The organism is Streptomyces sp. NPDC086080, from assembly GCF_044540255.1.
Classification (GTDB): domain Bacteria; phylum Actinomycetota; class Actinomycetes; order Streptomycetales; family Streptomycetaceae; genus Streptomyces.
Genome location: NZ_JBITRU010000039.1, coordinates 22,398 through 47,909 on the forward strand (window position 1 = coordinate 22,398; position 25,512 = coordinate 47,909).

General features: G+C 70.9%; 20 protein-coding genes and 1 pseudogene. 13 read left to right on the plus strand and 8 right to left on the minus strand.

Annotated elements, in window-relative coordinates; genetic code table 11:
- Window positions 1-39 precede the first annotated feature (39 nt).
- Complete coding sequence (locus ACIF9R_RS32660; protein ID WP_399986026.1) at window positions 40-648, plus strand: TetR/AcrR family transcriptional regulator; 609 nt, start codon at window positions 40-42, stop codon at window positions 646-648.
- Window positions 649-665: 17 nt separating this feature from the next.
- On the opposite strand, the gene ACIF9R_RS32665 is transcribed toward ACIF9R_RS32660, so the two are convergent.
- The 4 genes from ACIF9R_RS32665 to ACIF9R_RS32680 are packed head-to-tail and all read right to left on the minus strand — an operon-like array spanning window position 666 to window position 4,096.
- Window positions 666-1,589, minus strand: coding sequence for a LysR family transcriptional regulator (locus ACIF9R_RS32665; RefSeq protein WP_399986027.1), 924 nt, complete (start codon window positions 1,587-1,589; stop codon window positions 666-668).
- Between the two features lie 10 nt (window positions 1,590-1,599).
- Complete coding sequence (locus ACIF9R_RS32670) at window positions 1,600-2,718, minus strand: NAD(P)/FAD-dependent oxidoreductase (protein WP_399986058.1); 1,119 nt, start codon at window positions 2,716-2,718, stop codon at window positions 1,600-1,602.
- A gap of 20 nt (window positions 2,719-2,738) precedes the next feature.
- A complete protein-coding gene (locus ACIF9R_RS32675) occupies window positions 2,739-2,927 on the minus strand; it encodes a ferredoxin (protein ID WP_399986028.1) in 189 nt (62 codons plus the stop codon).
- Window positions 2,924-4,096 (minus strand): cytochrome P450, encoded by a 1,173-nt coding sequence (locus ACIF9R_RS32680; protein WP_399986029.1) that lies wholly within the window; start codon window positions 4,094-4,096, stop codon window positions 2,924-2,926. Before ACIF9R_RS32680 ends, ACIF9R_RS32675 begins: the two co-directional genes overlap by 4 nt.
- 246 nt (window positions 4,097-4,342) lie before the next feature.
- Between ACIF9R_RS32680 and ACIF9R_RS32685 the strand changes: the two genes are divergently transcribed.
- From ACIF9R_RS32685 to ACIF9R_RS32715, 7 genes are all read left to right on the plus strand, one after another.
- On the plus strand, window positions 4,343-5,317 hold the full coding sequence (locus ACIF9R_RS32685) for a phosphotriesterase (protein WP_399986030.1): 975 nt from the start codon (window positions 4,343-4,345) through the stop codon (window positions 5,315-5,317).
- Between the two features lie 50 nt (window positions 5,318-5,367).
- A complete protein-coding gene (locus tag ACIF9R_RS32690) occupies window positions 5,368-6,324 on the plus strand; it encodes a phosphotriesterase (protein ID WP_399986031.1) in 957 nt (318 codons plus the stop codon).
- Between the two features lie 13 nt (window positions 6,325-6,337).
- Window positions 6,338-7,453: an FAD-dependent oxidoreductase gene (locus ACIF9R_RS32695; protein WP_399986032.1), complete on the plus strand. Its 1,116-nt coding sequence runs from the start codon at window positions 6,338-6,340 to the stop codon at window positions 7,451-7,453.
- Between the two features lie 4 nt (window positions 7,454-7,457).
- Window positions 7,458-8,381, plus strand: a complete 924-nt coding sequence (locus ACIF9R_RS32700; RefSeq protein WP_399986033.1) for an alpha/beta hydrolase — start codon at window positions 7,458-7,460, stop codon at window positions 8,379-8,381.
- Window positions 8,382-8,416: 35 nt separating this feature from the next.
- Complete coding sequence (locus ACIF9R_RS32705) at window positions 8,417-9,415, plus strand: MBL fold metallo-hydrolase (RefSeq protein WP_399986034.1); 999 nt, start codon at window positions 8,417-8,419, stop codon at window positions 9,413-9,415.
- Complete coding sequence (locus tag ACIF9R_RS32710; protein WP_399986035.1) at window positions 9,408-11,144, plus strand: CocE/NonD family hydrolase; 1,737 nt, start codon at window positions 9,408-9,410, stop codon at window positions 11,142-11,144. Before ACIF9R_RS32705 ends, ACIF9R_RS32710 begins: the two co-directional genes overlap by 8 nt.
- Window positions 11,145-11,240: 96 nt before the next feature.
- Entirely contained in the window at window positions 11,241-12,038 is a 798-nt protein-coding gene (locus ACIF9R_RS32715) for a VOC family protein (RefSeq protein WP_399986036.1), read from the plus strand.
- A 545-nt stretch (window positions 12,039-12,583) separates the two neighbouring features.
- Here ACIF9R_RS32715 and ACIF9R_RS32720 read toward each other — a convergent pair.
- On the minus strand, window positions 12,584-13,201 hold the full coding sequence (locus tag ACIF9R_RS32720; RefSeq protein WP_399986037.1) for a TetR/AcrR family transcriptional regulator: 618 nt from the start codon (window positions 13,199-13,201) through the stop codon (window positions 12,584-12,586).
- Window positions 13,202-13,290: 89 nt separating this feature from the next.
- Between ACIF9R_RS32720 and ACIF9R_RS32725 the strand changes: the two genes are divergently transcribed.
- The gene (locus tag ACIF9R_RS32725) at window positions 13,291-13,953 is read left to right on the plus strand and encodes a hemerythrin domain-containing protein (protein WP_399986038.1); all 663 of its coding nucleotides are present in this window, start codon (window positions 13,291-13,293) and stop codon (window positions 13,951-13,953) included.
- Between the two features lie 151 nt (window positions 13,954-14,104).
- Here the strand turns inward: ACIF9R_RS32725 and ACIF9R_RS32730 are convergent, their stop codons facing one another.
- Entirely contained in the window at window positions 14,105-15,475 is a 1,371-nt protein-coding gene (locus tag ACIF9R_RS32730; RefSeq protein ID WP_399986039.1) for a hypothetical protein, read from the minus strand.
- A 522-nt stretch (window positions 15,476-15,997) separates the two neighbouring features.
- Window positions 15,998-16,660, minus strand: a complete 663-nt coding sequence (locus tag ACIF9R_RS32735; protein ID WP_399986040.1) for a phosphoribosyltransferase — start codon at window positions 16,658-16,660, stop codon at window positions 15,998-16,000.
- A gap of 676 nt (window positions 16,661-17,336) precedes the next feature.
- Between ACIF9R_RS32735 and ACIF9R_RS32740 the strand changes: the two are divergent.
- Window positions 17,337-17,778, plus strand: a pseudogene (locus ACIF9R_RS32740) (nuclear transport factor 2 family protein).
- 25 nt (window positions 17,779-17,803) lie between these two features.
- Here ACIF9R_RS32740 and ligA read toward each other — a convergent pair.
- Window positions 17,804-19,894 carry an NAD-dependent DNA ligase LigA gene (gene ligA / locus ACIF9R_RS32745; RefSeq protein ID WP_399986041.1) on the minus strand — a complete coding sequence of 697 codons (2,091 nt, stop codon included), beginning with the start codon at window positions 19,892-19,894 and terminating at the stop codon, window positions 17,804-17,806.
- A 108-nt stretch (window positions 19,895-20,002) separates the two neighbouring features.
- Between ligA and ACIF9R_RS32750 the strand changes: the two genes are divergently transcribed.
- From ACIF9R_RS32750 to ACIF9R_RS32760, 3 genes are all read left to right on the plus strand, one after another.
- Window positions 20,003-20,575: a TetR/AcrR family transcriptional regulator gene (locus ACIF9R_RS32750; protein WP_399986042.1), complete on the plus strand. Its 573-nt coding sequence runs from the start codon at window positions 20,003-20,005 to the stop codon at window positions 20,573-20,575.
- A gap of 69 nt (window positions 20,576-20,644) precedes the next feature.
- On the plus strand, window positions 20,645-21,838 hold the full coding sequence (locus tag ACIF9R_RS32755) for a GDSL-type esterase/lipase family protein (protein ID WP_399986043.1): 1,194 nt from the start codon (window positions 20,645-20,647) through the stop codon (window positions 21,836-21,838).
- Between the two features lie 357 nt (window positions 21,839-22,195).
- Window positions 22,196-25,468 carry a LamG-like jellyroll fold domain-containing protein gene (locus ACIF9R_RS32760; protein WP_399986044.1) on the plus strand — a complete coding sequence of 1,091 codons (3,273 nt, stop codon included), beginning with the start codon at window positions 22,196-22,198 and terminating at the stop codon, window positions 25,466-25,468.
- The last annotated feature ends 44 nt before the right edge of the window (window positions 25,469-25,512 follow it).

Here is a 25,512-nt window from a genome sequence, read left to right on the forward strand (position 1 = left end):
AACGGTTCGCCGTGCGGAGACGGCGATAGGATCTCCGGCATGGCGAACCTTCGTGCGGCCCAGAAGCAGATGACCCGACGTCTGCTGCTGGAGTCGGGACTCGAGCTGTTCAAGGCGAAGGGGTATGCCGCCACCACGGTCGACGACATCGCGACCGCCGCGGGCACCACACGGGTGACGTTCTACGCGTACTTCCCCTCCCGCAGCGAGCTGATGAAGGCGCTCATCGACGAACAGCTCAACGAGGCGCTGCAGCGCGTCCGTTCTCCCGAGCACGGTTCCACGGCGCGGGACCTCGTGGCCACCGTCGCCGACGGATCACCTGAGGCGATCATGGCGTGGCTGCGGCGGACCTCCGACATATGGCCCACCATCCGGCCCATCATCCGTATCGGCCGCGACGCCTCGGTGGTCGATCCCGAACTCCCCGACCTGGTCGAGCGATGGCTGGAGGAGGCCATCAGCGACATCGAGGACGGCCTGGCCATGGCCGGACGCCTCGAGCCCCATCAGCGTCACTTCCGGGGCGTTCTCGCGATGGCGGAACTCGACTACGTCGCCCAGCACTGGAACGGTTCGGACTGGAAACTCACGCGCGATCAGATGCTCGACGAGCTGGGCGCCAGCTGGGTACGGCTACTGTCCTGAGGCCGGCCGCGGCGGCCTCAGAGAGGCTTCGCCGCGTCGAACAGCAGCGCCCGGAGCCACTCGACGAAGTACTGGTCGCTCAGCCGGGGATTCCACACCATGTCGATCCCGAGGCCGGGAAGCGGGAACGGGAACTCCTCGATCCGCAGATCGGCGAGCGTCCGCATCGTGACGGCGACCCGGTGGCGCATCAGCGCGACGCCGCCCCCGCGCGCGACCAGGAAGGGCACCAGCAGGTAGTCCGAGCTGAACTGGCCCACCCGGTAGGGGATGCCCTTGTCCTCCAGTACCGCATAGGGGAAGACCCGCCGTTCGGTGTCGACGACGACGTGCGGCAGGGTGGTGATGAGGTCGAGCGCGCCTGCCTCCGGCGGGGCGTCCGCCGAGGCCACCACCACACAGCGGTCGTCGTACAGCCGCTCGCGCGGGTACGGCGAGAAATGCCCCTCGGAGATCAGCACCACGTCGACGCCCTGGTCGCTGAAGGTGGCCTCGGACGGCACCGCGATGGTGCGCAGCCGCAGTGTGGCGTGCGGGGCGCGCTCGGCGACCTGCCGCATCAGCCGGGGTCCGATGACGAACGCGGTGCTGTTGGTCATGGCGACGGTGATCACCCGCTGGTCCGTGGCGGGGTCGAAGGAAGGGAAGTTCACCACGCGGGCCGTCTGCTGCAGGGCGCTGCGCAGCGGCCCGAGCAGTTCCAGCGCGCGCGGGGTCAGCGTGAGGCCCGTCCCGTGCCGGACGACGAGGTCGTCACCCAGCATCCGCCGCATCCTCGTCAGCGCGTGGCTCATCGCCGGCTGTGACAGACCGACCCGCTCCGCGGCCCGGGTCACCGAACGCTCCTCCAGCAGAGCGAGCAGGGGCACCAACAGGTTCAGGTTGACCGACGCCAGCCGGTCGAGACCCGAACCCGTGGTGCCCTGCGTCTCCTCGCCCATGCGGCGAACCCTACGCGGCCGCCCGGGTCATCCGGCGCAGCCGGGGGATCGGTATCCGGTAGTCGAGCGCCACGGCGTCAGCGGTGCCGTCCTCGTGCGACCAGCGCATCAGCGCCGGACCGCCCCCCGGACTTCCGTCGACGTACTCCGGTGCGCCGTCGACCGGAAGGTGGCCCACCGCCTTCAGACTCAGTCCGAACTGCTCGGTCCAGAAGTACGACTGGAAGTCGAGCGGGGGCGCCTCGTCGCCATGGACGAGGGCTCTCGCGGCCACCTTCGCCTGCTCGATCGCGCTGCTCCACAGGGGGACGCGGCGCACGCCCTGCGCGGTGGGGAACGCCGCGAGGTCACCGACGGCCGCCACGTCGGGGCGGACGAGTCCCCGGCTGTCGACGGCGATGGCCCCTTTCGCGGTGAGTCCCGAGCCGGCGAGCCACTCCGTGTTGGGAATGTCGCCGGCCGCGGTGATGATCACCTCGGCCTCCAGGACCGGAGCCTCGGCGAGGACGACCCGGGCGTTTCCGGCGTCCCCCTCGATCCGGGCGGCGTCGGTCTCGACGACGGTGAGGCCCTGCTCCCGCGCGGCCTTCACGAAGACGTCGGCGAGGTACGGACCGAGCTGGAGGACCAGCGGGACGCCCTGGGAGACCACGGTGACCTCGCAGCCCGCGGCCAGGCACCCCGAGGCGATCTCCATGCCGAGCGGGCCGCCGCCCACCACGACGACGGACGGCTTGGCCGCCAGCCGGTCGCGCAGGGACAGGGCGTCGTCGAGTCCGCGCAGGGTGAGCTCCTCGGGCAGAGCGGACAGCCGCCTCGCCCGGGAGCCGGTGGCCAGCACGACACGGTCGTACGGCAGCGCCGTGCCGTCGTCGAGCGTGACGCGCCGCCGGTCCGGGTCGAGCCCGGTCGCCCGTACGCCCAGCAGTTCCGTCGCGCCGTGCCCGGCCGGCGGGAGCTCGTGCGAGGACACGTCGTCGCCGTCGAGCAGCAGCGCCTTCGACAGGGCCGGGCGGCTGTACGCGGGGTGTGGTTCGTCGCCGACGACGGTCAGCTCGCCGTCGAAGCCGGCCTCGCGCAGCGTGTCGGCCGCGGTGAGCCCGGCGATCCCGTTGCCGACGACGACCACGCGCCTCAAGGCGCCGGCGCTCATTCGACCCTCAGGGCCGCGACCGGGCACACCCGGGCGGCGGCCTGCGCCCGGGCGATGTCGGCGCCGTCGACCTCCTCGCGGTCCAGCACCAGCTCGCCCTCGTCGTCGAGGTGCATGAGCTGCGGTGCGGCCTCCTCGCACAGGCCGTGGCCCTCGCAGCGGGGGCGGTCGAGAACGATCCTCATGCGGGGATCACCTCCAGGATGGGGAGCTCTTCGATGCTCCGGGTGGTGTTGCTGGGGATACGGACCTCGGGTCCGGCGACGAGGCGCTCGACGCGTCGGGAGAGTGCCTCGATCACGGCGTGCGCCTCCAGGCGGGCGAGTCCCTGGCCGGCGCAGCCGTGCGGGCCGTAGCCGAACGCCAGGTGGTCGACCGGGTTGCGCTCGACGAGGAAGGCGTCCGGGTTGTCGTAGTGCCTCGGGTCGCGGTTGCCGGCGCCGAGCAGCACGGCGACCTGCGAGCCCGCCGGGATGAGGACCCCCTCGACCTCGACGTCCTTCGTGGCGAGCCGGCCCCAGGTGTTGATGGGCCCCCAGAAGCGCAGCACCTCGTTGAACGCCGCCGGGACCAGTGAGGGGTTGGCGCGGACCAGCGCGAGCTGGTCGGGGTGCTGGGCGAAGAGGGCGACGATGTTGCCGATCGCCGCGATGGTGCTGTCGACACCGGCGCCGAGGTACTGGTGGATGATGTGGCCGGCCGTGTTCGGCGGAATGGCGCCGCGCGCCTCGGCGTCGAAGATGCCGCGGCCGACGGAGCCCTCGGCCAGGTCCTCGGCCGTCACCTGGGAGCACCAGGCGTAGAGTTCGCCGGCGATGGGGAAGTTCTCGGCCGTGCGCTGGTTCATCGGGCCGAGGACCTGCATGGCGGCCTGTCCCCAGCGCAGCATGTTGTCGCGCACATGGCCCGTGAAGCCGATCAGGTCCGCGACGACCTCCAGGGGGAAGGCCCGGGCGAGTGCGTCGATGGCCTCGAACGAGCCCTTCTCGACGAGGGAGGCGACCAGGGCGTCCGCCTTCGCCTCGATGCCGCCCTTGAGGCCGCGCAGGGCCCGCGGCGAGAGGTTCTCGGTGAGCGTGGCGCGCAGCTGCGTGTGCACGGGCGGGTCGGAGGCGAGCGAGGTGCCGGTGAGTGCCTCGTTGGCCATCGGATTGAATGCGATCGAGGCCGACGAGAACGACTCCCAGTCCGCGAGGGCGTCACGGACGACGTCGTACCGCGTCAGCGCGTAGACGTCATTCTGGGGGAGATGGACGACGGGGCCCCGTTCCCGCAGTTCGGCGTGGACGGGGTAGGGGTCGAGGACGACGTCGTCGGCGAAGAGGTCGACGTCGGAGGTGGGAGGGGTACTCATGCCCTCAGTGAAGTCCCCGCCATCACATCGAACAAATGAATGATTTACATGCCCCCGCATGCATGACGTGCATGTGGCGCGCCGCGGGAGTCTCCTGTGACATGAAGGGCGGCCGGGCGTGCAACTGTTGAGACATTGTTTTTTCGTGGCGTTCGTTTCATTGACGGCGTGTAAAGCCAATGGTTACCGTGACCGCAGCCACAGGGTGTGCTGTGCGCACCCCACACAGGAAGACGTGAGGCAGGCATGAGCGTCAGCAGTAACACCGTGAACACCGTCCTGGGCCCGGTGCCGGCCGATGAGCTCGGCGTCATCTCGGTCCACGAGGCGCTGCTGTCGGTGGTGCCGGGCGCCGAGCACGCCTTCGACATCCGTATCGACCGCGCGGAGATCTTCGAGACGCTCGCGGCGAAGCTCAAGGACTTCCGCGCCCACGGCGGCGGCACGATCGTCGACAGCACCGGCATGTTCCACGGCCGGGACGTCCGGCTGTACGAGACCCTCGCCCGTACGACCGGTGTGCACATCGTCGCCTCGACGGGCCAGGGCCCGGAGGAACTGCTCGGCGGCTACTTCCTCACGCCGCAGACCAACCCGCCGACGCCGTGGCCGGCCGAGAAGTTCGCCGACCTCTTCACCAAGGAGGTCACCGAGGGCATGGTGGTCCCGCGGGTCGAGCGCCGCGGCGCGGCGGGCCTGGTGGCCACCACCGCCACCCGTGAGGGCATGACCGCCACCGATGAGAGCCTGTTCCGGGGTGCGGCCCGGGCGGCTCTCGGCACGGGCGTCGCGGTCTCCGTCCGCTACGGCAGGGACGCCCTCCACGACCTCGGCGTCGTCCTCGACGAGAAGCTTCCCGCCGACCGTGTCGTCGTCGGCGGTCTCGACCGCCGGGACGCCGTCGCCGCCGGGGCGCCCCTCGAGGTCGCCCGCCGCGGCGCCTACGTCGCACTCGACCACGTGGGTACGGAGGACGACACTTGTCTCACCGACGCCGAACGCGTCGCTCTGGTCGCCGCCCTGGTGGAGGCCGGTTTCGCCGACCGCGTCCTGCTGTCGGCCGGCGCGACCGGCGTGGCGAAGGGCCACCCCGGCAACGACGTGCCGTACAGCTACCTCCTGACCACCTTCGTCCCGCTCCTGAAGACACGGGGTCTCAGTGACGAGGACACGCGACGGATCCTCGTGGAGAACCCGCGCGACCTGCTGTCGGTGCGCTGAGCGCGCCGGCACCGACGACCATCAAGTCTCTTATCCCGAAGGTGAGTGTTGTGTCGAGAGTGAACACGGTCCTGGGGCCGGTCCCGGCCGAGGAACTGGGACTCGTGGCCGTCCACGAGCACATCGGATACGGCATGCCCGGCTCCGAACTGGACACGAAGTGGTGGAAGACGCCCGAACAGCGGTACCAGGAGACCGTCCCGAAGCTGCGCGCGTTCCACGAGTACGGCGGCGGCACCTTCGTCGACGCGACCGGCATCTGCAACGGCCGTGACGTCGATTACTACAAGTCGCTGTCCGCGAAGACCGGGGTGCACCTCGTCGCCTGCACCGGCTTCGTCGGCGGTGACACCGCCCTGCCGCACTTCGCCAACGCCGACGTGGACTACCTCATGCGGCAGTTCGTCCACGAGATCACCGTCGGCATCGGGGACACCGGCAGCCTCGCCGGTGTCATCAAGGTCGGCGTCAGCCGCGGCGGCCGCATGACGGACCTGGACAAGCGCATCTACCGGGCCGCGGCCCGCGCCTCGCTCACCACGGGCGCGCCGCTGCTGACCCACCTCGCGATCGACGCCGAGAACGCGATTTCGATCTTCGAGGAAGAGGGTCTGCCGCTGGACCGCGTCCTGTTCGGGCACGTCGACGACGGTGTGAACGCCCAGAAGACGCGCGACGTCTGGATCGCCGAGAAGGGCGGCCGCATCGGCTTCGACACCTTCGGCTACGAGACCGAGCTGCCCGACCCGCCGTTCTGGGCCCGCCCCCGCCAGGAGCGCCTCGACCACTTCCTCCGGTTCATCGACGGGGGCCGCCGGCTGAAGCAGGTGCTCGCCTCCGCCGACGCCAACTGCAGCCCGCTCGGCTGGCCGGGCGTGAAGGGCCACACCGTCAACTACATCTTCGAGGACCTCATCCCGGACCTCCGAACCGCGGGCCTCGACGACGCCGCCATCAAGACGATCTTCGTCGACAACCCTGCCGATTTCCTCACCCTTCAGAAGTAAAGCGAGAACCATCATGCAGTCCTCAGAGCTGAAGAACCTGAAGATCGCCGTCGTCGGAGCGGGCTACGGCGGCGCGGCGGCGGCCAAGGCGCTCAGCCTGCTCGGTGCCGAGGTCGACGTGTACGAGCAGGCCAACCAGATCCGCGAGGTCGGGGCCGGCATCGGCCTGCGTCCCGCCACCATGAACAAGTTCCGCCAGTGGGGGATCTTCGACGCGGTCGCGAAGGTGAGCTCGCCCAGCGACTACTTCGAGATCCTCACGGCCACCGGTGACCCGATCATGAAGGAGCCGTGGCCGGCCGACGGCGAGCAGACCCACACCCACCTGATCCACCGCGGCGACTTCATCGACGCCCTCCTGGGCGTCCTCCCCGAGGGCATGGTGCACCTCGGCCACAAGCTGGAGACCGTCCAGGACAAGGGCGACAGCTCCGTCCTCACCTTCGCGAACGGCAAGACCGTCGAGGCGGACCTGGTCGTCGGCGCCGACGGCATCAAGTCGGTGGTCCGCCACCAGCTCTTCAGCGACAAGGGCCCGGTGTTCTCCGGCGAGCACGCCTACCGTGCGGTCCTCTCCGCCGACGACGCCCACGGCATGGTCGTCGACGACAACCTCCGGATGTACATCGGCCGGGGCACCAAGGTCTACCTGCTGCCGCTGCGCCACCGCAACCAGGTGTCGTTCGACATCACCGCCCTGTGTTCGGACAGCACGTGGTCGCCCCAGGCCACCAAGGACGACATGCTGGCGACGCTGGAGGGCTTCGACGAGCGCCTCGTGGGCATCGCGCGCGACCTCGACATGAGCACCGTGAACGTGCGCGCGGTGTACGACATCGATCCGGTCGACACGTGGCACTCGGACTCGGTCGCCCTGGTCGGCGACGCGGCCCACTCGATGCTGCACCACCAGGGCCAGGGCGCGAACTCGGCCATCGAGGACGCCGCCGGGCTCGCCGACGCCCTGCGCGAGGCGGACTCCCTGAAGGAGGCGCTGGTCCTGTACCAGGCCAACCGCAAGCCGGTGACCGACGAGCTGCAGCGCATCTCGCGCCAGGGCTGGACCGAGGACGAGATCAACGACGTCTTCCCCGGCCAGAAGCCCGCGGGCGTCACGCCGAAGGAGTAGGAACATGCCGCTGCACCCCGAGATCGCCGGCTTCCTGGCCGGCCTGCCGGCCGCGCCGGAAGGGCCGCTCGATCCGGTCGCGATGCGTGCCGCGGAAGAAGGGCAGGTCGCTCCCCTCGGGGAGCGCCTGCCGCTCCACGCGGTCGAGGACCTGACGGCCCGGACGGCGTCCGGCGACGTACCGGTGCGGATCTACACACCGGTCGAGGCCGACGACCACGGCGTGCTGGTCTACTTCCACGGCGGAGCGTTCTTCCTCGGCAGCCTGGAGACCCACGACCACGTCGCCCGCTCGCTGGCGAAGGAGACCGGACTCAAGGTCGTCTCCGTCGGCTACCGACTGGCTCCCGAGGCGGCCTTCCCGGCCGGCCTCGACGACTGCTACGCCGTCGTACGCTGGGTCGCCGACGAGGGTGCGGGCCTGGGCTGGGACGGCAGCACCCTCGCCGTCGCCGGCGACAGCTCCGGCGGCAACTTCGTCGCCGCCGTCGTGGCCAGGGCACACGACGACGGCTTCGACCGGATCACCCACCAGATCCTCTACTACCCCTCGCTCGACCTGGACTTCGACGTCGAGCGCTATGCCTCGCTGCGGGAGAACGCCAAGGGCTACGGCCTGGAGACGGAAGGGCTGAAACCCTTCAACGCCTTCTACCTCGACAGCGGCGCCGACCCCGCGGACCCGCTGGTGTCGCCCATCAAACGGGCCGACCTCACCGGGCTGCCGCCCGCGCTGGTCGTCACCGCCCAGTACGACCCGATGCGCGACGAGGGCGAGCTGTACGGGGAGCGGCTGCGTGAGGCCGGAGTGGCGGCGACGGTCACCCGGTACCAGGGCGCGGGCCACGGCTTCGTCCAGCACTTCTCCTGGATCCCGGAGTACCACAAGGTCTTCGGGGAGACGCGCGACTTCATCGGCCGGCGCTGAGCCGGCCGGCCCGGTACGAGTTCGGAAAGAGGACCATGACGCAGGCAGTCGACGTCCACCCCCTGGTGTCGCCGTGGGGACGGTTCGGTCTGTACAGCTTCTTCATCGACGCGCCCGAACCGGCGATCGTCGACACCGGCATCGCCTCCTCGCCCGCCGAGGGGATGGCCCCGGCGCTCGAGGCGATCGGGCGCCGCATCGAGGACGTGCGCTGGATCCTGCTGACCCACGGTCACATCGACCACGTCGGCGGGGCGCACGCCCTGTGGGAGCTCACCGGGCGGCGCGCACAGGTGGTCATCCACGAGGCCGACGCGCCGATGCTCCGCTCGCGCCGGGCCCATGTGGAGGAGTACCTCACGGGCCGGGGCCGGTACCTCGACGATCCCGAGGGCGAGGCGAAGGTGACGGCCGCCACCCAGGCCGTCATCTCCGGGGAGATGGAGCCGTCCTTGCTGGTCAGAGGCGGCGAGACCCTTTCCCTGGGCGGTGATGTCACCGTCTCGGTGCACGCGGTACCGGGGCACACGCCCGGATCGGTCGCCTACGTCGTCGACGGGCAGCGCTCGGTGTTCACCGGCGACGCCGTCCAGGTTCACGGGGCGGCCAACGGCTTCCCCGGCTACACGGACCCGGTCGCCTACCGCGCGAGCCTCGAGCGTCTGCGCGACGAGATCCGTCCGCGCCATCTCTACCTGGGGCACCCCTACCGCCGCACCGACGGCACGCCGTACGGCGTCGAGCTCGACGAGGCCGAGGCCCGGGAGGCCATCACCCAGAGCCTGGACATCGAGGCCCGGGTCGCCACGGCCGCCTGCGGATGCCTGGAGGCGGGTCTGCGGGAGACGGATTCGCCGTACTCCCCGTTCGCCGGTGCCGCCGAGGAACTCGGCTACACCGGCGACCCCACCCTCGAGCCCTCGCCGTTCTTCACCTCGATGGCCGGCTACCGCACGCACCTCGAACAGAACGTGTACCGCACGTCTGGGGAATGCCCCCCCGGACCCCCACAGGAGCTTCATCCTCATGACTGACCTTCATACGATCCGGGCGGGCGCGCAGTCGATCGGCGTCCGCAAGGATCTCCGGGTGCCGATGCGCGACGGTGTCACGCTGGCGGCCGACGCCTACGGCGGCGTGGACGACACCCCGCGGCCCGCGCTGGTGGCCCTGAGCCCGTACGGCAAGGAGCTCCAGGCACTGGCCCTGACGACCCCGCCGCAGCGCAGGCCGAGCCCCATGTGGGACGGCTGCATCGAGGCCGGCGACATCGCGCGCGTCGTCGGCGAGGGCTATGTCCACGTCATCGGCGACCTGCGCGGCTCCGGTGCCTCCGAGGGCGAGCACATCGGCAACTACAACGCCGGCGGTGTCTCCCTCGGCCAGGACGCCCACGACCTCATCGAGTGGGTCGCGGCCCAGCCGTGGTGCGACGGCAACGTCGGCATGATCGGCATCTCCTACTTCGGCTCCATGCAGGTGCTCGCGGCGGCCGAGCGGCCGCCGAGCCTCAAGGCGATCTTCGTCAGTGGCGGCCACTACGACTTCTACGAGACCACCTACCACGGCGGTGTCATGTGGTTCATGCCGCGCGCCGCCCGTGAGGGCCGCGGCGGCGACTCCGGCTGGGCCTTCACCGACGGTGTGAAGTCCCGCATGCTGGAGACCTACGCGCCCGAGGAGATCAAGAGGCGTGTCGCCGAGCGCCTGGAGGACCCGGACGTGGCCGCCTGGCCCAACCTGGTCCATGTGCTCAACTACCCGAAGAACCACGAGGCCTGGTTCGACATCGTGATGAACGAGGTCGACGGCGAGTGGTACGAGGAGCGCAACCCGGTCACCCTCGCGCCGGACATCGACATCCCGGTCTGGCTCCAGATCGACCAGGGCCGCGGCTGGACCCTGGACGGCACCATCGAGCTCTACAACCGGCTCCAGGGCCCCAAGAAGCTGGACATCGGCCCCTACCCGCCCATGCAGTCGCGCCCCTTCATCGAAGAGCACGACAAGATGTTCCGCTGGTACGAGTACTGGATCAAGGGCATCGACAACGGGATCATGGACGAGCCCGCGGTCACCGTCCATGTCGAGGGGGCACGGACATACGTCACCGGCGCCCAGTGGCCGCCGAAGGACGTCGAGCACAAGCCGCTCTACCTCCGCCCGCGCCACAAGCTCTCCGTCGAGCCCGAGCCGATGGGCGCCGAGCACGCCGTCCCCGACGGCTTCTACCAGGCGCCGCTCACGGTCACCGACACGGTGCAGATGCTCAGCTGGAGCACCGAGCCGTTCACCGAGCCCACCGAGATGATCGGCCAGGGCGCCGCGCACCTCTTCGCGGAGATCGACCAGCCCGACACCAACTTCATCCTGCGCCTGTGGGACGAGGCCCCGGGTGGCAAGCGGCAGCTCATCACCACCGCCTACCTCAAGGCCTCGCACCGCGAGATCGACGAGGAACGCACCACCGAGGGCGACCCGTACCACCCGCACACCCGCGCGGTGCCGGTCGAGCCGGGGAGGATCGAGGAGTACGTGCTGCGCGTCTACCCGTTCGCGGCGACGTTCCTGCCGGGCCACAAGCTGGTCGCGGAGCTCTCCAACAACGAGCCACTGGCCGACGCGCACAACGCGCTGCTGCCGCCGGACGCCTTCCACCTGCCGGTGGGCCGCCCCGTCACCCACAAGATCTACCGTGACGCCGCCCACCCCTCGCGGCTCGTGCTGCCGTTCACACGGTCGGAGGCGGTGGAGGGGGCGTAGCGCGCCCGGGAACGCCCGGACGGCGAAGCCGGAGGGCGAGTGTCAGTGCCCGGTGGCACGCTGAGGCCACACGGCATTCAGCGAAAGGACACCGCGATGATCACCACTGACTTCGCCCCCGGCTCGCCCTGCATGCTCGACCTAGGCACCCCCGACGTCCCGGCCGCGGCCGCCTTCTACGGCGCGGTCCTCGGCTGGGACTACGAGCCCATGGGCGACGGCGAGGACATGGAAGGCGGGATGTTCAACCAGGACGGCAAGATGGTCGCCGGCCTCGGCAAGCTCACCGAGGAGGGCGCCCGTCCGGCCTGGATGATCTACTACACGGTCGCCGACGCGGACGCCACCACCCAGGCGGTGGAGCGGGCCGGCGGCACGGTGCGGGTGCCGCCGATGGACCTCGAGCAGTGGGGCCGCATGGCCCAGTACAGCGACCCGCTGGGCGGTCAGTTCGCCGTCTGGCAGCCGCGCGACAGCAAGGGCGTCGACCTGGTCGACGAACCGGGCTCACTGTGCTGGACCGAGCTGTACACGAGCGACGCCGCCGCCGCGAAGGAGTTCTACGGCGGAGTCCTCGGCTGGCGGTACAGCGACATGAAGATGCCGGGTGGCGAGGGCACCTACACCATGATCACTCCGTCCGGTCTCCCGGAGGAGCGGATGCACGGCGGTCTGATGGAGGTCCCCCCGGAGGGCCTCGCCCTGGCGGGGGGCCGGCCCTACTGGCACCCGGTCTTCAACGTCCCCGACTGCGACGCGGCGGTGGCCCGGGTCACCGAGAACGGCGGCAGCGTGCAGATGGGGCCGGAGGACGCGGAGGGCGTCGGTCGCATGGCCGTCTGCCTCGACCCGTTCGACGCGGACTTCGTGGTCCTCACACCGTCCGGGAGCTGAGGACCGGGGCGCTGCCCGCCCCGTCCGTCACCGCACCGGCCGTCGCGCGCACACCGCGATCTCGGTCCTCGTACGGGAATCGGCGATCGCGCACATGAGCACGGTGGCGGACGTGCGGACCTCGCCGAACCGGGCTCGGCCACGCCGTGATTACCGGCCTTCCGCCCGTCGCCGTCACAGAATCCCACGGGTGTGCCGGGCGTGCGCCCACGACGGCCGGGACAGCCTCCTCACCGGCACCGAACCGCTGGGCGCGGTGAGTTCGTACACCTACGACGGCGCGGACACCGGATCGCGCAGAGCGACTTCGCACGTCCGCGACGCCCGGAAGGCCCCCGGCCAGTACGGAGACCGGGCTCCGCGTCAGGCACTCGACCCGGTCCAGGGACTGTCTGCCCACCCGCACCGACCCGCCCGACGAGGTGCGGACGGGTGGGCCGCCCCGCACGCCCACGCGATGACCGTCCTCGTCGTCGACGCCGCGTTCCGGCTCATCGGCGCTGTCCCCCCCCCCCGCGGGCAATCTCACCTCTGACAACACCTGATCAGCCGCGTCCCCGGCGCGGAGCCGGCGGGCGGGTGCCGGCCGGGGCGACGATGCCGTACAGCGCCAGGGTCACCAGCGTCCCCACGCGCCCCGCCGGATCGTCGGTGCGGCCCTCCGCCCAGGCGCGCATCCCGGTCTCCAGCGCGCTGTGCACATGGGCGCACACCAGGTCGATCGGCACGTCATCGCGGAGCTCGCCGCGTGCGGCGGCGGCCTCCAGCAGACGGTGGATCCTGACGAACACAGCCGGCGTGGACGGCGCATCCGGCCTGAGCAGCGACTCGTGGCGCACGGGAAGGCTGTAGACGAACCGGGCGAGGTCCTCCTGCTCCACCATCCTGCGGACGGCGTCCTTCACGACCACGTCGATGCGCTGGAGCGGCGGCATGTCGTCCGCCACCTGCGGTTCCGCCTCCTCGCGCACCAGCAGCCGCTGGAAGAGCGCGCCGAGGACCTCCTCGCGCTCGGAGAAGTGGTTGTAGAAGGTGGCCCGCGAGACTCCGGCCGCACGGGCGAGGTCCTGCACCCGCACTGCGTCGTACCCCTGCTCGGCGAAGAGCCGCAGCGCGCTGTCGAGGATCGCGTCGCGGGTCCCGTTCCTCTTGTCCGGTCTCATAAGGCTCAGCTTACTTGACACGTGTCCAACTCGTCGTAGCCTTGACACGTGTCCAATTGGACATGTGTCAAGCAGCAGGGAGTTTCACCATGAAGTACCCCAAGGCCTCCGCGGCCGTCGCCGTGGCGGTTGCGGCCGGCATCGGCGTGACCGCCTGGACGTGGTCCGGTTCCGAGGGCAAGGCCGAGCCGCACCAGAAGGAAATGACCGGCTCCAGGGTGACCGAACCGCTGCGGGCGGAGCACAAGACGCTGCTCCCGCACATCGAGGCACTCGCCGACGCGGGCGACGCCATCGGTACCGCGCCCGCGGAGGAGCAGCGCGAGAAGGTACACGCGTCGTACACCTTCCTCACCAAGCAGCTCATCCCTCACGCCGTCGCCGAGGACAAAGTGCTCTACGTGAAAGTGGACAGCCTGATCGGCGGTAACGGCGGTAACGGCGGCAACGTCAGCACCAAGGCGGCCGACACGATGCGCCGTGACCACGTCGAGGTCGGCACCCTCACCGACGAGCTCGGCGAGCTGGGCGAGAAGCTGCACGAGGGCAAACTGACCCCGGCCGAGCAGCAGGAGCTCCGCCGCGTCCTCTACTCGCTCAACGGCATCGTGGGCCTGCACTTCGCCAAGGAGGAGGAGGTCTTCCTCCCGCTGCTCGACCAAAAGCTGAACGCGGCCCAGGCGCAGCAGATGTTTGAGGAGATGGAGAAGGTCACGGAGGAGTCCGGCGGTGAGGGCGGACACGCGCACTGACCATCCGCCCCTGCGGCGCGCGAGTCCGCCGCCTCCGCGCGCGGCGGCAGAGTACCGCCCCGGGCTTCTGAGCCCGGGGCGGTGCCGTGTTTCCGTGCGTGCGGGCCCGCTGTGGGGTCCGGCCGGACGCCGGATGGGACCGGGCGCGGGCTCAGGCCGGGCGTAGGACGGCCGGTCGGGACACGCCGGGTCCGGACGCCGCAGACCCGTGGAGTACCCGCAGGAGACCTGTGCCCCACCAGGCGAGGGCGGTGAGTTCCAGCAGTCCGCTGATCCCGACGACGGAAAAGAAGAACGGGTGCCAGTCGGTGAGGGTCTGCAGGGAGACCCGCAGCGCGCAGCCGGTGTTGAGCAGGATGAAGGGGCCCGTGAGCGAGCCGAGCGTGCCGGGTTGGATGCCGCGCAGGGCGGGCACCACCCGGGCCGAGATTCCCATGATCATCATCGAGACGAAGCCGACGGTGATCGCGTGCCGGATCGCGCCGTAGTACGCGTGGCTGAAGGCGATGCCGCTGATGAACTGGTAGACGGGCATCAGCAGCAGCATCACGAGCGAGAGCGCCAGCCATCCGTAGGCGGCCCGGACGAATTTGCCGGACCGGTGGTCGGTCCGGGGCAGTCGTCGCCAGAGGCGCCAGGGCAGCACCATGGCCGCGACCCCGCCGGCGATCATCAGCCAGGGCAGCATCAGGAGGGCGGCGAGCCGGTGGTCGTCCGCCCAGCGGTAGGCGATGAAGACGACGACCTCGATGACGACGCCCGCGTTGATCAGCATCAGAGCGGACCAGGCCCGGCGTTCCGGCGTCTTTGCCACCCCGAACATCTGCGGCAGCAGATGACTCGACAGCCCGAGGACCATCAGCAGCGCCATCCCATGGATCTGGACATCGCGCAACGGGGCCTGGTAGGCCGAGATGTACCACAGCAGGTCGGACCGCTCGGTGGCCATCATGGTCATCCCCGTGTGCCAGAGCCCGAACGCGGCCTGGGCGACGAGCCACAACAGGCCAGAGCCGATGAAACCCGTCACCGCGCGCATCGGGGCCCCGCTCCGCAGGTACGTCGCGAGGAGCTGCCCGGCGAAGATGAGGGAACCGGCAAGCACGATGGCGTTGCCGACCAGCGCTGCGGACACGGTCCAGCCTCCGTCGACGCGGTATCCGGCCGCTCCCATGCCGATGACGGCCATGACCAGTCCGCAGACGGTCGCCGTCAGGACGACCGGAACCAGACGCGGAGCGGCCAGGGAGGTGCGCCACAGCCGGGGGAACGCCTGGTAGCCGAAGCCCATGACGAACAGCCCGACCCACCCCGTGATCTGCGCGTAACCGTGCGCGTTGATCTCGTGGACGGACACCCCGGTGAAGCTCTCGTCGAAAGCGATCCGCCACAGGATGAGGACGCCCCACGACGCGCCGACCGTGAGTACGGACAGCACGGCTGCGGTGAAGAACGGCGCGTGGACGGTGCCCCGGTACTTCGATGGGGGTTCCGGGCGGGTGGTGGACAGCGTGACCGGCATGGCAGCCGGCGAAGGGTTGGCCGATCGGCCTGATGCTGGGGGACGGTGGCGGTGCACAGTGCTCCTCCGAGCGAGGCCGTGGCCTCTTGGGGGCATCGGCCCGGCGGCGGAACGCGGCCGGGATTACCGCTCGACGCTAGCCCGGGAGGCAGGCTCGCCGGATGGGTCCCCCAGAGTACTCACCGGGCCCTTCGGCCTCTTCCGGTCCGGGCCGAGCCGCGTTCCGGCTTCTCTGCCCGGCGAGCCCCTCACTCGATGCCCGGTCGGCGAACCCGTACGGCAGGGAACGCTCCGCCCCACCGTGTGAGCGGGGGACGGGTCAGGTTGATACCCCAGCGGTTGCCTCAGGGCGGGGACATCAGCAGACCGCGGCCCGATACGGCCTCCAGGGCACCGGCCATCACGCCGGCGCCTGGTGCCCGCTCCTGCCTCGGATCGCACAGTGGATGATCCGCACCGTGTCCAGGACGAGCGTCAGCCGGAGGCCGCCGCACGCCAGGTGATCATCGGCTGTGTCCCCGTTCATGGGCGCTCACCGGCCGGGTGCAGTTCCCGCAGGGCAGCCAGCACTTCCTGGTCGGAAACCTGAGGGAAGTCGTCGTACCACTCATTCACGGAGCCCAGCCGCTGCGGCTGGTGCAGCGCCACGACGTCGTCGGCATCTTCCCGCAGCGCGATGGCGGTGGCCGGCGGGCACACAGGAACGGCCAGGGTCAGCCGCAGCGGACCACCACGCCGTAGATGCCGCAGTGCTGCGCGGGCGGTGATCCCCGTGGCCAGCCCGTCGTCCACGACCACCACGCTGTGCCCGCGGACGTCCGAGGCGGGGCGTCCACGGTGGTAGACCTCCGCACGCCGGCGTACTTCGACGCGCGCCCGGGCCACCTCTGCCGAGAGCTCGTCCTCGGTGAGGTCCAGGGCACGCAGTCCCGTGCGGTCGAAGACCGGCGGATCGTCCCCGGCGACCGCCCCGATCCCCACCTCAGGGTGCCCCGGCACTTCGATCCTGCGGACGACCAGGACATCCAGAGGGACGGCCATCACCCGAGCGACCTCCGCCCCGACCGGGACACCGCCGCGCGGCAATGCCATGACGATCACATTCGCGAGATCGCCACTGCTCGCCCACTCCAGCATCCTGACGGCCAGCTCCTGGCCGGCTTCCTCGCGGCTTCGGAATCGCACGGCTCGCTCCCTTCCTCGGCCCCCGGGTGCCGGGTAACCGAGGGCGTCCCCGTCACTCACGTGCCCCCGCGCGGCACGGTGGGGAGAGGACCGCACGCGAGGAAGCGCCGCCGGCCGGGACCCGCGCAGCGACCGGGCTCCTCCCACCTGAGGGCCGGCGGACCCGGTCCGGCCGGGACCCGCCTTCCTCCGCCGGGACGGCGGTCAGCGGTCCTGGGACAGGCGCAGGAGGCCGGCGAAGGCGCAGGGCGCCCCGGTGACCCTCCAGGGCGGGGACGGTGGTGTACCCCTCGGGAGTGACAGGAGTCCGCGCGGGCATGCGTGGTGTCCTTTCGCCGGTGTTCGGATGCTCGGCAGGCCAGGGACGTGGCAGGGCGGCTCCTGTCCTACTCGGTGCCACCGGAACCGTCGGCCGTCAGGTCGCCGCCGAGGTGCTCGCCCGCGGCCGCGAGGTCCGCGCCCGACCCGGGGTCCGGCGTAGGCGGGCCTGCCGTCCGGAGCCGAGTGGGCGGCAACCGTGTCCGGCTCTTCCCGCCGGCCCGGCGACCTGCCCGCACGCGGTGCGCGGCCTCGCATGACGTCGCAGGTAATCGACCCGGCTCACCGCCTCCGTGAGGATGGGGCACGTCCCCCGAAGCCCCCGGCCGGAACCGGCCGCAGCCGTGAGGAGAGCGTCATGTCCACCCACTCCGCCACCGTCCCCCCGTGTTCCGTCGCCGAGGGCACCCGGGCCGTGGTGCGGGGTCCTCGCCGCCCGGCTCGCCGGGGACACCGGGCGGCTCGTCGGGCTCTTCGCCGACGAGGTCGACTGGATGCTCGCCGACAACCCCGCCGTCCCGTGGATCCGCCCCCGCTCGACCGCCGCCGAATGCGCCGCCCAGGGCACGGAACTGGCGGAACACACCGTGCCCGAGGACGCGCGGGCCACGATCGACGCCCTCCTCGTCGACGGGCCGGACGCGGTCCTGACGGGCCATCTGTCCGGGACGGTCCGGGCCACGGGACGCTCCTTCCAGGGCCCGTTCGCCCTGCGTCTGACCGTGGTGGGCGGCCGGATCACCCGGCACCACCTCTACGAGAACAGCCTGTCCATCGCCGAGGCCTGCGCCACCCCCTGACGGCCGGGTGCGGGCCGGGGCCTGCTCAGCCGAGGAGTCCGGCGACCATGGCGGCGAACTCGTCCGGGGTGGCCAGACGGACGCCGAGCCGTTCCGCCTTGGCGCGCTTCGACCCGGCGCCCTCTCCCGCCACCACCAGCGTGGTCCTCTTCGAGACGCTGGAGGAGGAACGGCCGCCGGCCCGCTCGATGAGTTCGTTCATCTCGTTGCGGGAGAGCTTCTCCAGGCTGCCGGTCATCGCGCCGGTGACCACCACCGCCATGCCCTCCAGCGGTCCTCCCGATGCCGGTGCCCCGGACGGGCCGTCACCGTCCGGGGCGGCATCGGCGGCCGGTGGGGGAGTGGCTCCGGGCTCGCTCATGGTGACGCCGGCGGCGACGAGTCTGTCGATGAGCGGGGCCAGTTCGGCCATCTCCGCCACGATCGAGGGCGCCTTCTCCGACCCGATGCCGTCGACCTGCTGCATGGCCGCGGCATCGGCCGCGCGGATGTTGTCCATGGTGGCGAAGTGGCGGGCGATCCGCCGCGACATGGACCGTCCGGTGCCCCGGACACCCAGCGCGCACAGGACCCGGGACAGTGGCTGCTCCTTGGCCCTGGCGATCGCCGCGAGCAGATTGTCGGTGCTGGTCTCACCCATCCGCTCCAGGGCGAGCAGTTGCTCGCGCCGGAGCGTGAACAGGTCGGCGAGGTCGGCGACCAGGCCCGCGTCGACGAGCTGGACGACGCGGGTGGCGCCCAGGCCCTCGATGTCGAGCTGGTCGCGGCCCGCGGCGTAGGCGAGGGAGGCGACCAGGTGGCAGTTGCGGCCCTGGGCGCACCGCCAGCGTTCCTCGGTGGTGTCGATGTCCGAACCGCAGCGCGGACACTGCGCCGGGAACTCGATCGGCCGCTCCTCACCCGTGCGCAGGTGAGCGACCGGTGCCTCGATCCGGGGGATGACGTCGCCGGCCCGGTGCACCATGACATGGTCGCCCAGGCGCAGGTCACGACGGGTGATGTCGGCCGGGTTGTGCAGCGTCGCGTACGTGATGGTGGATCCGTCGATGACGACCGGCTCGAGGACACCGCGCGGCGCGATGATGCCCGTACGGCCGACGTTCCACTCCACCTCCAGCAGCCGGGTGATCTTCTCCACCGCGGGCAGTTTGTAGGCGACCGCCCAGCGCGGCGCGCGGGAGCCCGATCCGGCGGCCTCCCGGTCGGCGGCCAGGTCCGCCTTGATGACGATCCCGTCGATACCGAACGGCAGTTCGGCGCGGAGCGCGGCGATCTCCTTCACCCGGACCAGGACCTCCTCGGGGGTCTCGGCGAGGGTGTCCGGGACGGCGGTCCGCTCGCTGGTGTGCACACCGAGGCCGGCGGTCAGCCGCATCAGCTCGCTGTGGGCCATCCCGCTCATCCGCTCCGCCGTCGCGGAGCCGGTGCCGGGCAGCGGCAGCAGTCCGTAGCCGAAGAACGTCATCGGTACCGTGTAGGCCCGCTCCCTGGCCCGCAGGGTGCCCGCGGCCGCGTTGCGCGGGTTGGCGAACGGCTGCCCGCCGTGAGCGGTGCGCACCTCGTTGGCGCGCTCGAACTGAGCCGACGTCATGAGGACCTCACCGCGCACCTCCACGGTGACCGGCTCGTTCAGCTCCGGGGGAAGCCCTTCGATGGTGCCGATCGCGTGCGAGACGTCCTCCCCGGCCGTCCCGTCCCCGCGGGTGATCAGCCGGCTCAGCCGGCCGTCGATGTAGCGGGCGGCGACCGCCAGCCCGTCCAGCTTCGGTCCCACACTGAAGCGTGTCGTGTCCCGGCCGGTCCGGCGCGCCAGCGACGCCGTCCAGGCGGTGAACTCCTCCTCGGAGAACACATTGTCCAGGCTCAGCATCGGCACCGTGTGCGGGACGTCGCCCTCCACCGCGCCGCCGGCCACCTTCCCGGTGGGGGAGTCGGGGAGTATCCCGTCCGGGTGCTCCGCCTCCCAGTCGGCGATGCCCCGGACCAGCCGGTCGTACGTGTCGTCGTCCAGCGGCGAGGTGCCGCCCCCGTAGTAGGCGGCTGCCGCGCGCACGGCGTCCTCGACCGCCTGCGCGTAGGCGGCGGCATCGACGATCACTGCTGCAGGTGTTGTCATGCGTCACATCCTGGCGCCCACCACTGACAAACGATCACGACGATTAGGCATTTGCCTAAAGGCATTAGGCAAATCCATACTGGACGTGATCCGACCGGAAGGATGGGCATGGCACGCGCACGACTGACCCCGGAACGGCTGACCAGGGCGGGTGCGGAACTGGCCGACGAGCTCGGCTTCGACCAGGTGACCGTCTCGGAGCTCGCCCGGCGCTTCGACGTCAAGACGGCCAGCCTGTACTCCCACCTGAGGAACTCGCACGACCTCAGGACGAGGATCGCGCTGCTCGCCCTGGAGGAACTCGCCGACCGGGCCGCGGACGCCCTGGCCGGGCGGGCGGGCAAGGACGCCCTGACCGCCCTGGCCAATGTGTACCGCGACTACGCGCGCGAGCACCCCGGACGCTACGCCGCGGCCCAGTTCCGGCTCGGCCCCGAGGCGGCCGCCGGCAGCGCCGGAGTACGGCACGCGCAGATGACCCGGGCCCTGCTGCGCGGCTACGACCTGACGGAACCGGACCAGACCCACGCGGTCCGGCTGCTGGGCAGCGTCTTCCACGGCTACGTCAGCCTGGAAATGGGCGGCGGATTCAGCCACAGCGCCCCCGACACACAGGAAACCTGGTCACGCGTCCTCGACGCGCTGGACGCCCTGCTGCGCAACTGGCCCCCGGCCCCCTGACGGCCGGCCCCCGCTCCCGCGCCCTGATCGGCCGGTCAACCACCCACACCGCAACCGGACGGACGACAGATGCCCTCCACCCCGTACAGCTGGATCACCACGCCCATCACCGCAGGCCTGGTGCGTGGCGCGCTCGACCTGGAGCCCACCCCGCGAGGGCTGCTGCCGCACCGCCTGCCCGCCTGGGCCCGCGCCCAGAACAGCGACGGGCAGCTCGCCATGGCCGAGTCCCAGCCCTCCGGCGTACGACTGGCCTTCCGCACCCGCGCGACCGCCGTCGAACTGGACACTCTGCCCACCAAGCGGATCTACGTCGGCGCGCCGCCCCGCCCGGCCGGCCACTACGACCTGGTCGTCGACGGACGCCCGGCCGGCCGGGCCACCGCGACCGGCGGCAACACCCTGACCATCGACATGAGCACCGGGACCGTCGAGCGCGGCGCCGGCCCCGCGGCCACGCTCCGCTTCACCGGCCTCTCCGAGGACGACAAGGACGTCGAGATCTGGCTGCCGCACAACGAGACCACCGAACTCCTCGCCCTGCGCACCGACGCCCCCGTGGAACCCGCGGACATCTCCGGCCGCCGGACCTGGCTGCACCACGGCAGCTCCATCAGCCACGGCTCCGACGCGGCGAGCCCCACCACCACCTGGCCCGCGCTCGCCGCGGCCCACGGCGGGGTGGAACTGATCAACCTCGGACTGGCCGGCAGCGCCCTGCTCGACCCGTTCGTCGCGCGCACCATGCGCGACACCCCCGCCGACCTGATCAGCGTCAAGATCGGCATCAACCTGGTCAACACCGACCTGATGCGGCTGCGCGCCTTCGCCCCCGCCGTCCACGGCTTCCTCGACACGATCCGCGAGGGCCATCCCACCGCACCGCTGCTGGTCGTCTCGCCGATCCTGTGCCCCCTCCACGAGGACACGCCGGGCCCCACCGCCTACGACTTCAGCCGCCTCGGCGAAGGACGACTCCTGTTCACCGCCGCCGGTGACCCCGCGGAACGCGCCGGGGGCAAGCTGACGCTCAACGTCATCCGCGACGAACTCCGGCGCGTCGTGGCGCACCGCGCGGCGGACGACCCGAACCTGTACCACCTCGACGGCCGCGAGCTCTACGGCGAGGCCGACCACGGCGAACTGCCCCTGCCCGACCGCCTCCACCCCGACGCGGCCACCCACCGCCGCATCGGCGAACGCTTCGCCGCCCACGCCTTCGCGCCCGGGGGCGGCGGCCCGTTCACCCGGTCCATGGACTGACCCGCGCGAAGAGCCCGGGGCGTCAGCCGGTGTCCGCACACCGGTGAGGTCCGCCCCCGTGCGCGGCGCGCCGTCGGCGACGCGTGAGACCTCGCGGTCCGGCGGCCGCCCCGCCGGTACGTCGTGGCGGGGCGCGGCGTACCGCCTGCCAGGGCGTTCTCACGGGCACACCCATCCCCACCCGCACACACGTCTTCTGACGGAACGTCAGCTGTGTGCAAGGCCTGGACAGTCGTCGGGAGGCGTGTTGTCATTCCGCTGCACGGCGGATTTCCAACGTTGGAAGGAATCACTGGCCGAGCCGACGGCCGTGCCCGCTCCACCTGGCCCCATGCCCTCTGTGCGAGGAAAGGTCCGATGACAAGACAACACTCCCGTCCCAGAGTCCGATGGTGGGCTCTGCTGACCGTGACGGCCCTGGCCCTGTCCACCGGCGCCCTGGCACCCGCGGCGACCGCCGCGGCGCCGGCGGCCGGCGTCCCCGCCCGAGCGGCCGCCGAGGCCGACGTCCAGGTGCACGGCCTCAAGGGCGAGTACTTCAGCATGTCGGCACCCGGTGCCCGGGACTTCGCCGAACTCGGTGGCACCCTCCTGGAGCCGCAGATCAACTTCTCCGGCCTGACCAGTACCTTCGAGGAGCTGACCGGGCGCACGGAGCACACCACCGCCCGCTGGACGGGACAGATCGAGGCGCCGGAGGACGGTGACTACACCTTCTACGCCATCGGCGACAACGGCTTCCGGCTCTTCATCGACGGCGAGCCGGTCATCGACCACTGGGAGCCGGACTGGGACCGGGAACAGACCAGTGCGCCCGTCGCCCTGAAGGCCGGCGAGAAGCACGACTTCCGCCTGGAGATGTTCCAGGATTTCGGCGGGGCGAACATGTTCCTGCGCTGGTCGACGCCTTCGACGAGCAAGCAGCTCGTCCCGGCCTCCGCCTTCACCCCGCCCGCCGGCTTCGAGGTCTTCCCGGTGGAACTGACCGTCGGCGAGGACGGACGGAAGCTGCGCGCCCGGTTCGAGGACCGGGTCAGTGATCTCGCGCAGGTGGCGGACCACCTCAAGATCGAGGCCGACACGACCGCCATGCCGGTCAGGTCGGTCGCCGCCGCCCGCGGTGACCGGGGCGAGCTCGTCGTCACCCTCTCGGAGCCGATCCAGAAGAACCAGCAGGTCCGGTTCACGTACGACGGCGAAGGGGGCCTCAAGGCCGGCGGCGAGGCCGTGCCCAGGATCGTCCGCTACGCGTCGAACGTCTCCACCCACCGGCTCACCACCCCGTGGGGCGACAAGGTCGACACGAGGAACCCGCTGCCGGAGTATCCCCGCCCGCAAGCGGTCCGCTCCCAGTGGAAGAACCTCAACGGACCCTGGCAGTTCAGTGGCGCCGAGGCCGGTGAGCAGCCGGTCTTCGGCAAGAAACTGAACGAGAAGATCCTCGTGCCGTTCCCGGTCGAGTCGCAGCTCTCCGGGCTCGAACGGCACGAGGACCACATGTTCTACCGCAAGCTCGTGGACGTACCGAGGAACTGGAAGGTCGGCACGAGCGGCAACGGCAACCGGCTGAAGCTCAACTTCGGGGCCGTCGACTACCAGGCACGTGTCTGGGTCAACGGCAGGAAGGTCGCCGAACACACCGGTGGCTACAACGCCTTCAGCGCCGACATCACCGACGCCCTCACGCGCAAGGGGCCGCAGGAGATCGTGGTCGCGGTCACCGACACCGGCGGCGCCGACCAGCCGACGGGCAAGCAGTCCACCCACCCCGGGGGCATCTTCTACACCCAGTCGTCCGGTATCTGGCAGACCGTCTGGATGGAGCCCGTCGCCGACACCTCCATTGACAACGTAGTCACCACCCCCGACATCGACAGCGGCACCCTGGCCGTCACCGTCGAGTCCGAGGGTGCCTCGAAGCGGGCCCGGGTCGAGGCAGTGGCCCGCGACACGCGCGGCAAGGTCGTCGGCAGGGTCAGTGGACCGGCCAACAGCGAACTCCGGCTGCCGGTCGCAGGACAGCACCTGTGGAGCCCGGACGACCCCTACCTCTACGACCTCGACGTCAAGCTGAAGGACGGCAGATCGACCGACAGGGTCGGCAGCTACTTCGGTATGCGCGAGATCGGGATCGAGGAGGTCGGCGGCTTCCCGAAGCTGGTGCTCAACGGCGAGCCCGTCTTCTCCCTCGCCACCCTCGACCAGGGCTTCTGGCCCGACGGCCTCTACACCGCGCCCAGCGACAAGGCACTGGCCTTCGACCTCGAGGCGCACAAGAAGCTGGGCTTCAACGCCGTCCGCAAACACATCAAGGTGGAGTCGCCCCGCTGGTTCTACCACGCGGACCGGCTCGGCCTGCTCGTCTGGCAGGACTTCGTCTCCGGCAACCTCACCAACGAGACCGGCCGCAAGGCGTTCGTGGACCAGGGCCGGGAGATGATGCGCCAGCACCACAACGCGCCCTCCGTCATCGGCTGGATCGTCTTCAACGAGGGCTGGGGCGAGTGGAACCGCGAGGAGAGCGGCCGGCTCGCCGAATCGGTGAAGGCCGCCGACCCCTCCCGCGTCGTCAACGCCCACAGCGGTGTCAACTGCTGTAACTCCAAGGGCGATTCGGGCAAGGGCGACATCATCGACCACCACGACTACAACAACGACGACCCGCCCTTCCCGGACCACCGCGCGGCCATGGACGGCGAGCACGGCGGCTTCACCCTGCGCACCCCGGGCCACATGTGGCCGGGCGCACCGACCGTGATCTACAGCGGTGTCGCCGACAAGGAGGCGCTGACCCGCAAGTACGTCGAGAACACCGAGAGGTTCTACCTCGATCAGGCCGGCGCGGAACTCTCCGGCTCGGTGTACACCCAGATCACCGACCTGGAGAACGAACTCAACGGCCTTTACACCTACGACCGCCGGGAGATCAAGGTCGACCCGGTCCGGGTGCGGGAGATCAACCGGAGGGTCATCGCGGCCGGCGCCGGGGCGGGGGACCGGGAGCAGTTGAAGGGCGGCGGCTCCTGGACCCTGGACGAGGGCACCGGGAGCACCGCGAAGGACGACGGCCCGGGTGACCGGCCGCTGAGGCTGTCCGAGGGAACCACCTGGACGGACGGGGTCAGCGGCAGCGCACTGACGTTCGACGGCCGGGGCCAGTACGCCCGGACCGACGGACCGGTGCTCGACACCACCGGCAGCTACACCGTCTCCGCCTGGGTCAGTCTCGATTCCCTCCCCGGCAACTACGCCACCGCCGTCAGCCAGGACGCCCTGCGTCAAACGAGCCCCTTCTACCTGCAGTACGGGCAGGGCGCGTTCGCCTTCAGCACCCCCGACGGACGACGCGCCCGTCTGGAGACCACTCCTGAGACCGGCCGCTGGTACCACCTGGCCGGTGTGCGGGACGACACGACGGGCGAGATCACGCTCTATGTCGACGGCGAGCGGGCGGCGACCGTCAGGGGCGGCCCGAACTACGTCGCCTCCGGGCCCTTCACGGTGGGGCGCGCCCAGTGGAACGGCCAGAACACCGACTTCTGGGACGGAGCGGTGGACGAGGTCCACGCCTACGACAGGGCGCTCACCGCGCAGGAGGTGAGTGCGCTGTACGCCGCGGAGCGGCCGTAACCGCCCCGAACAGCGCGAGGTGCGGACGCCGGGGCGTCCGCACC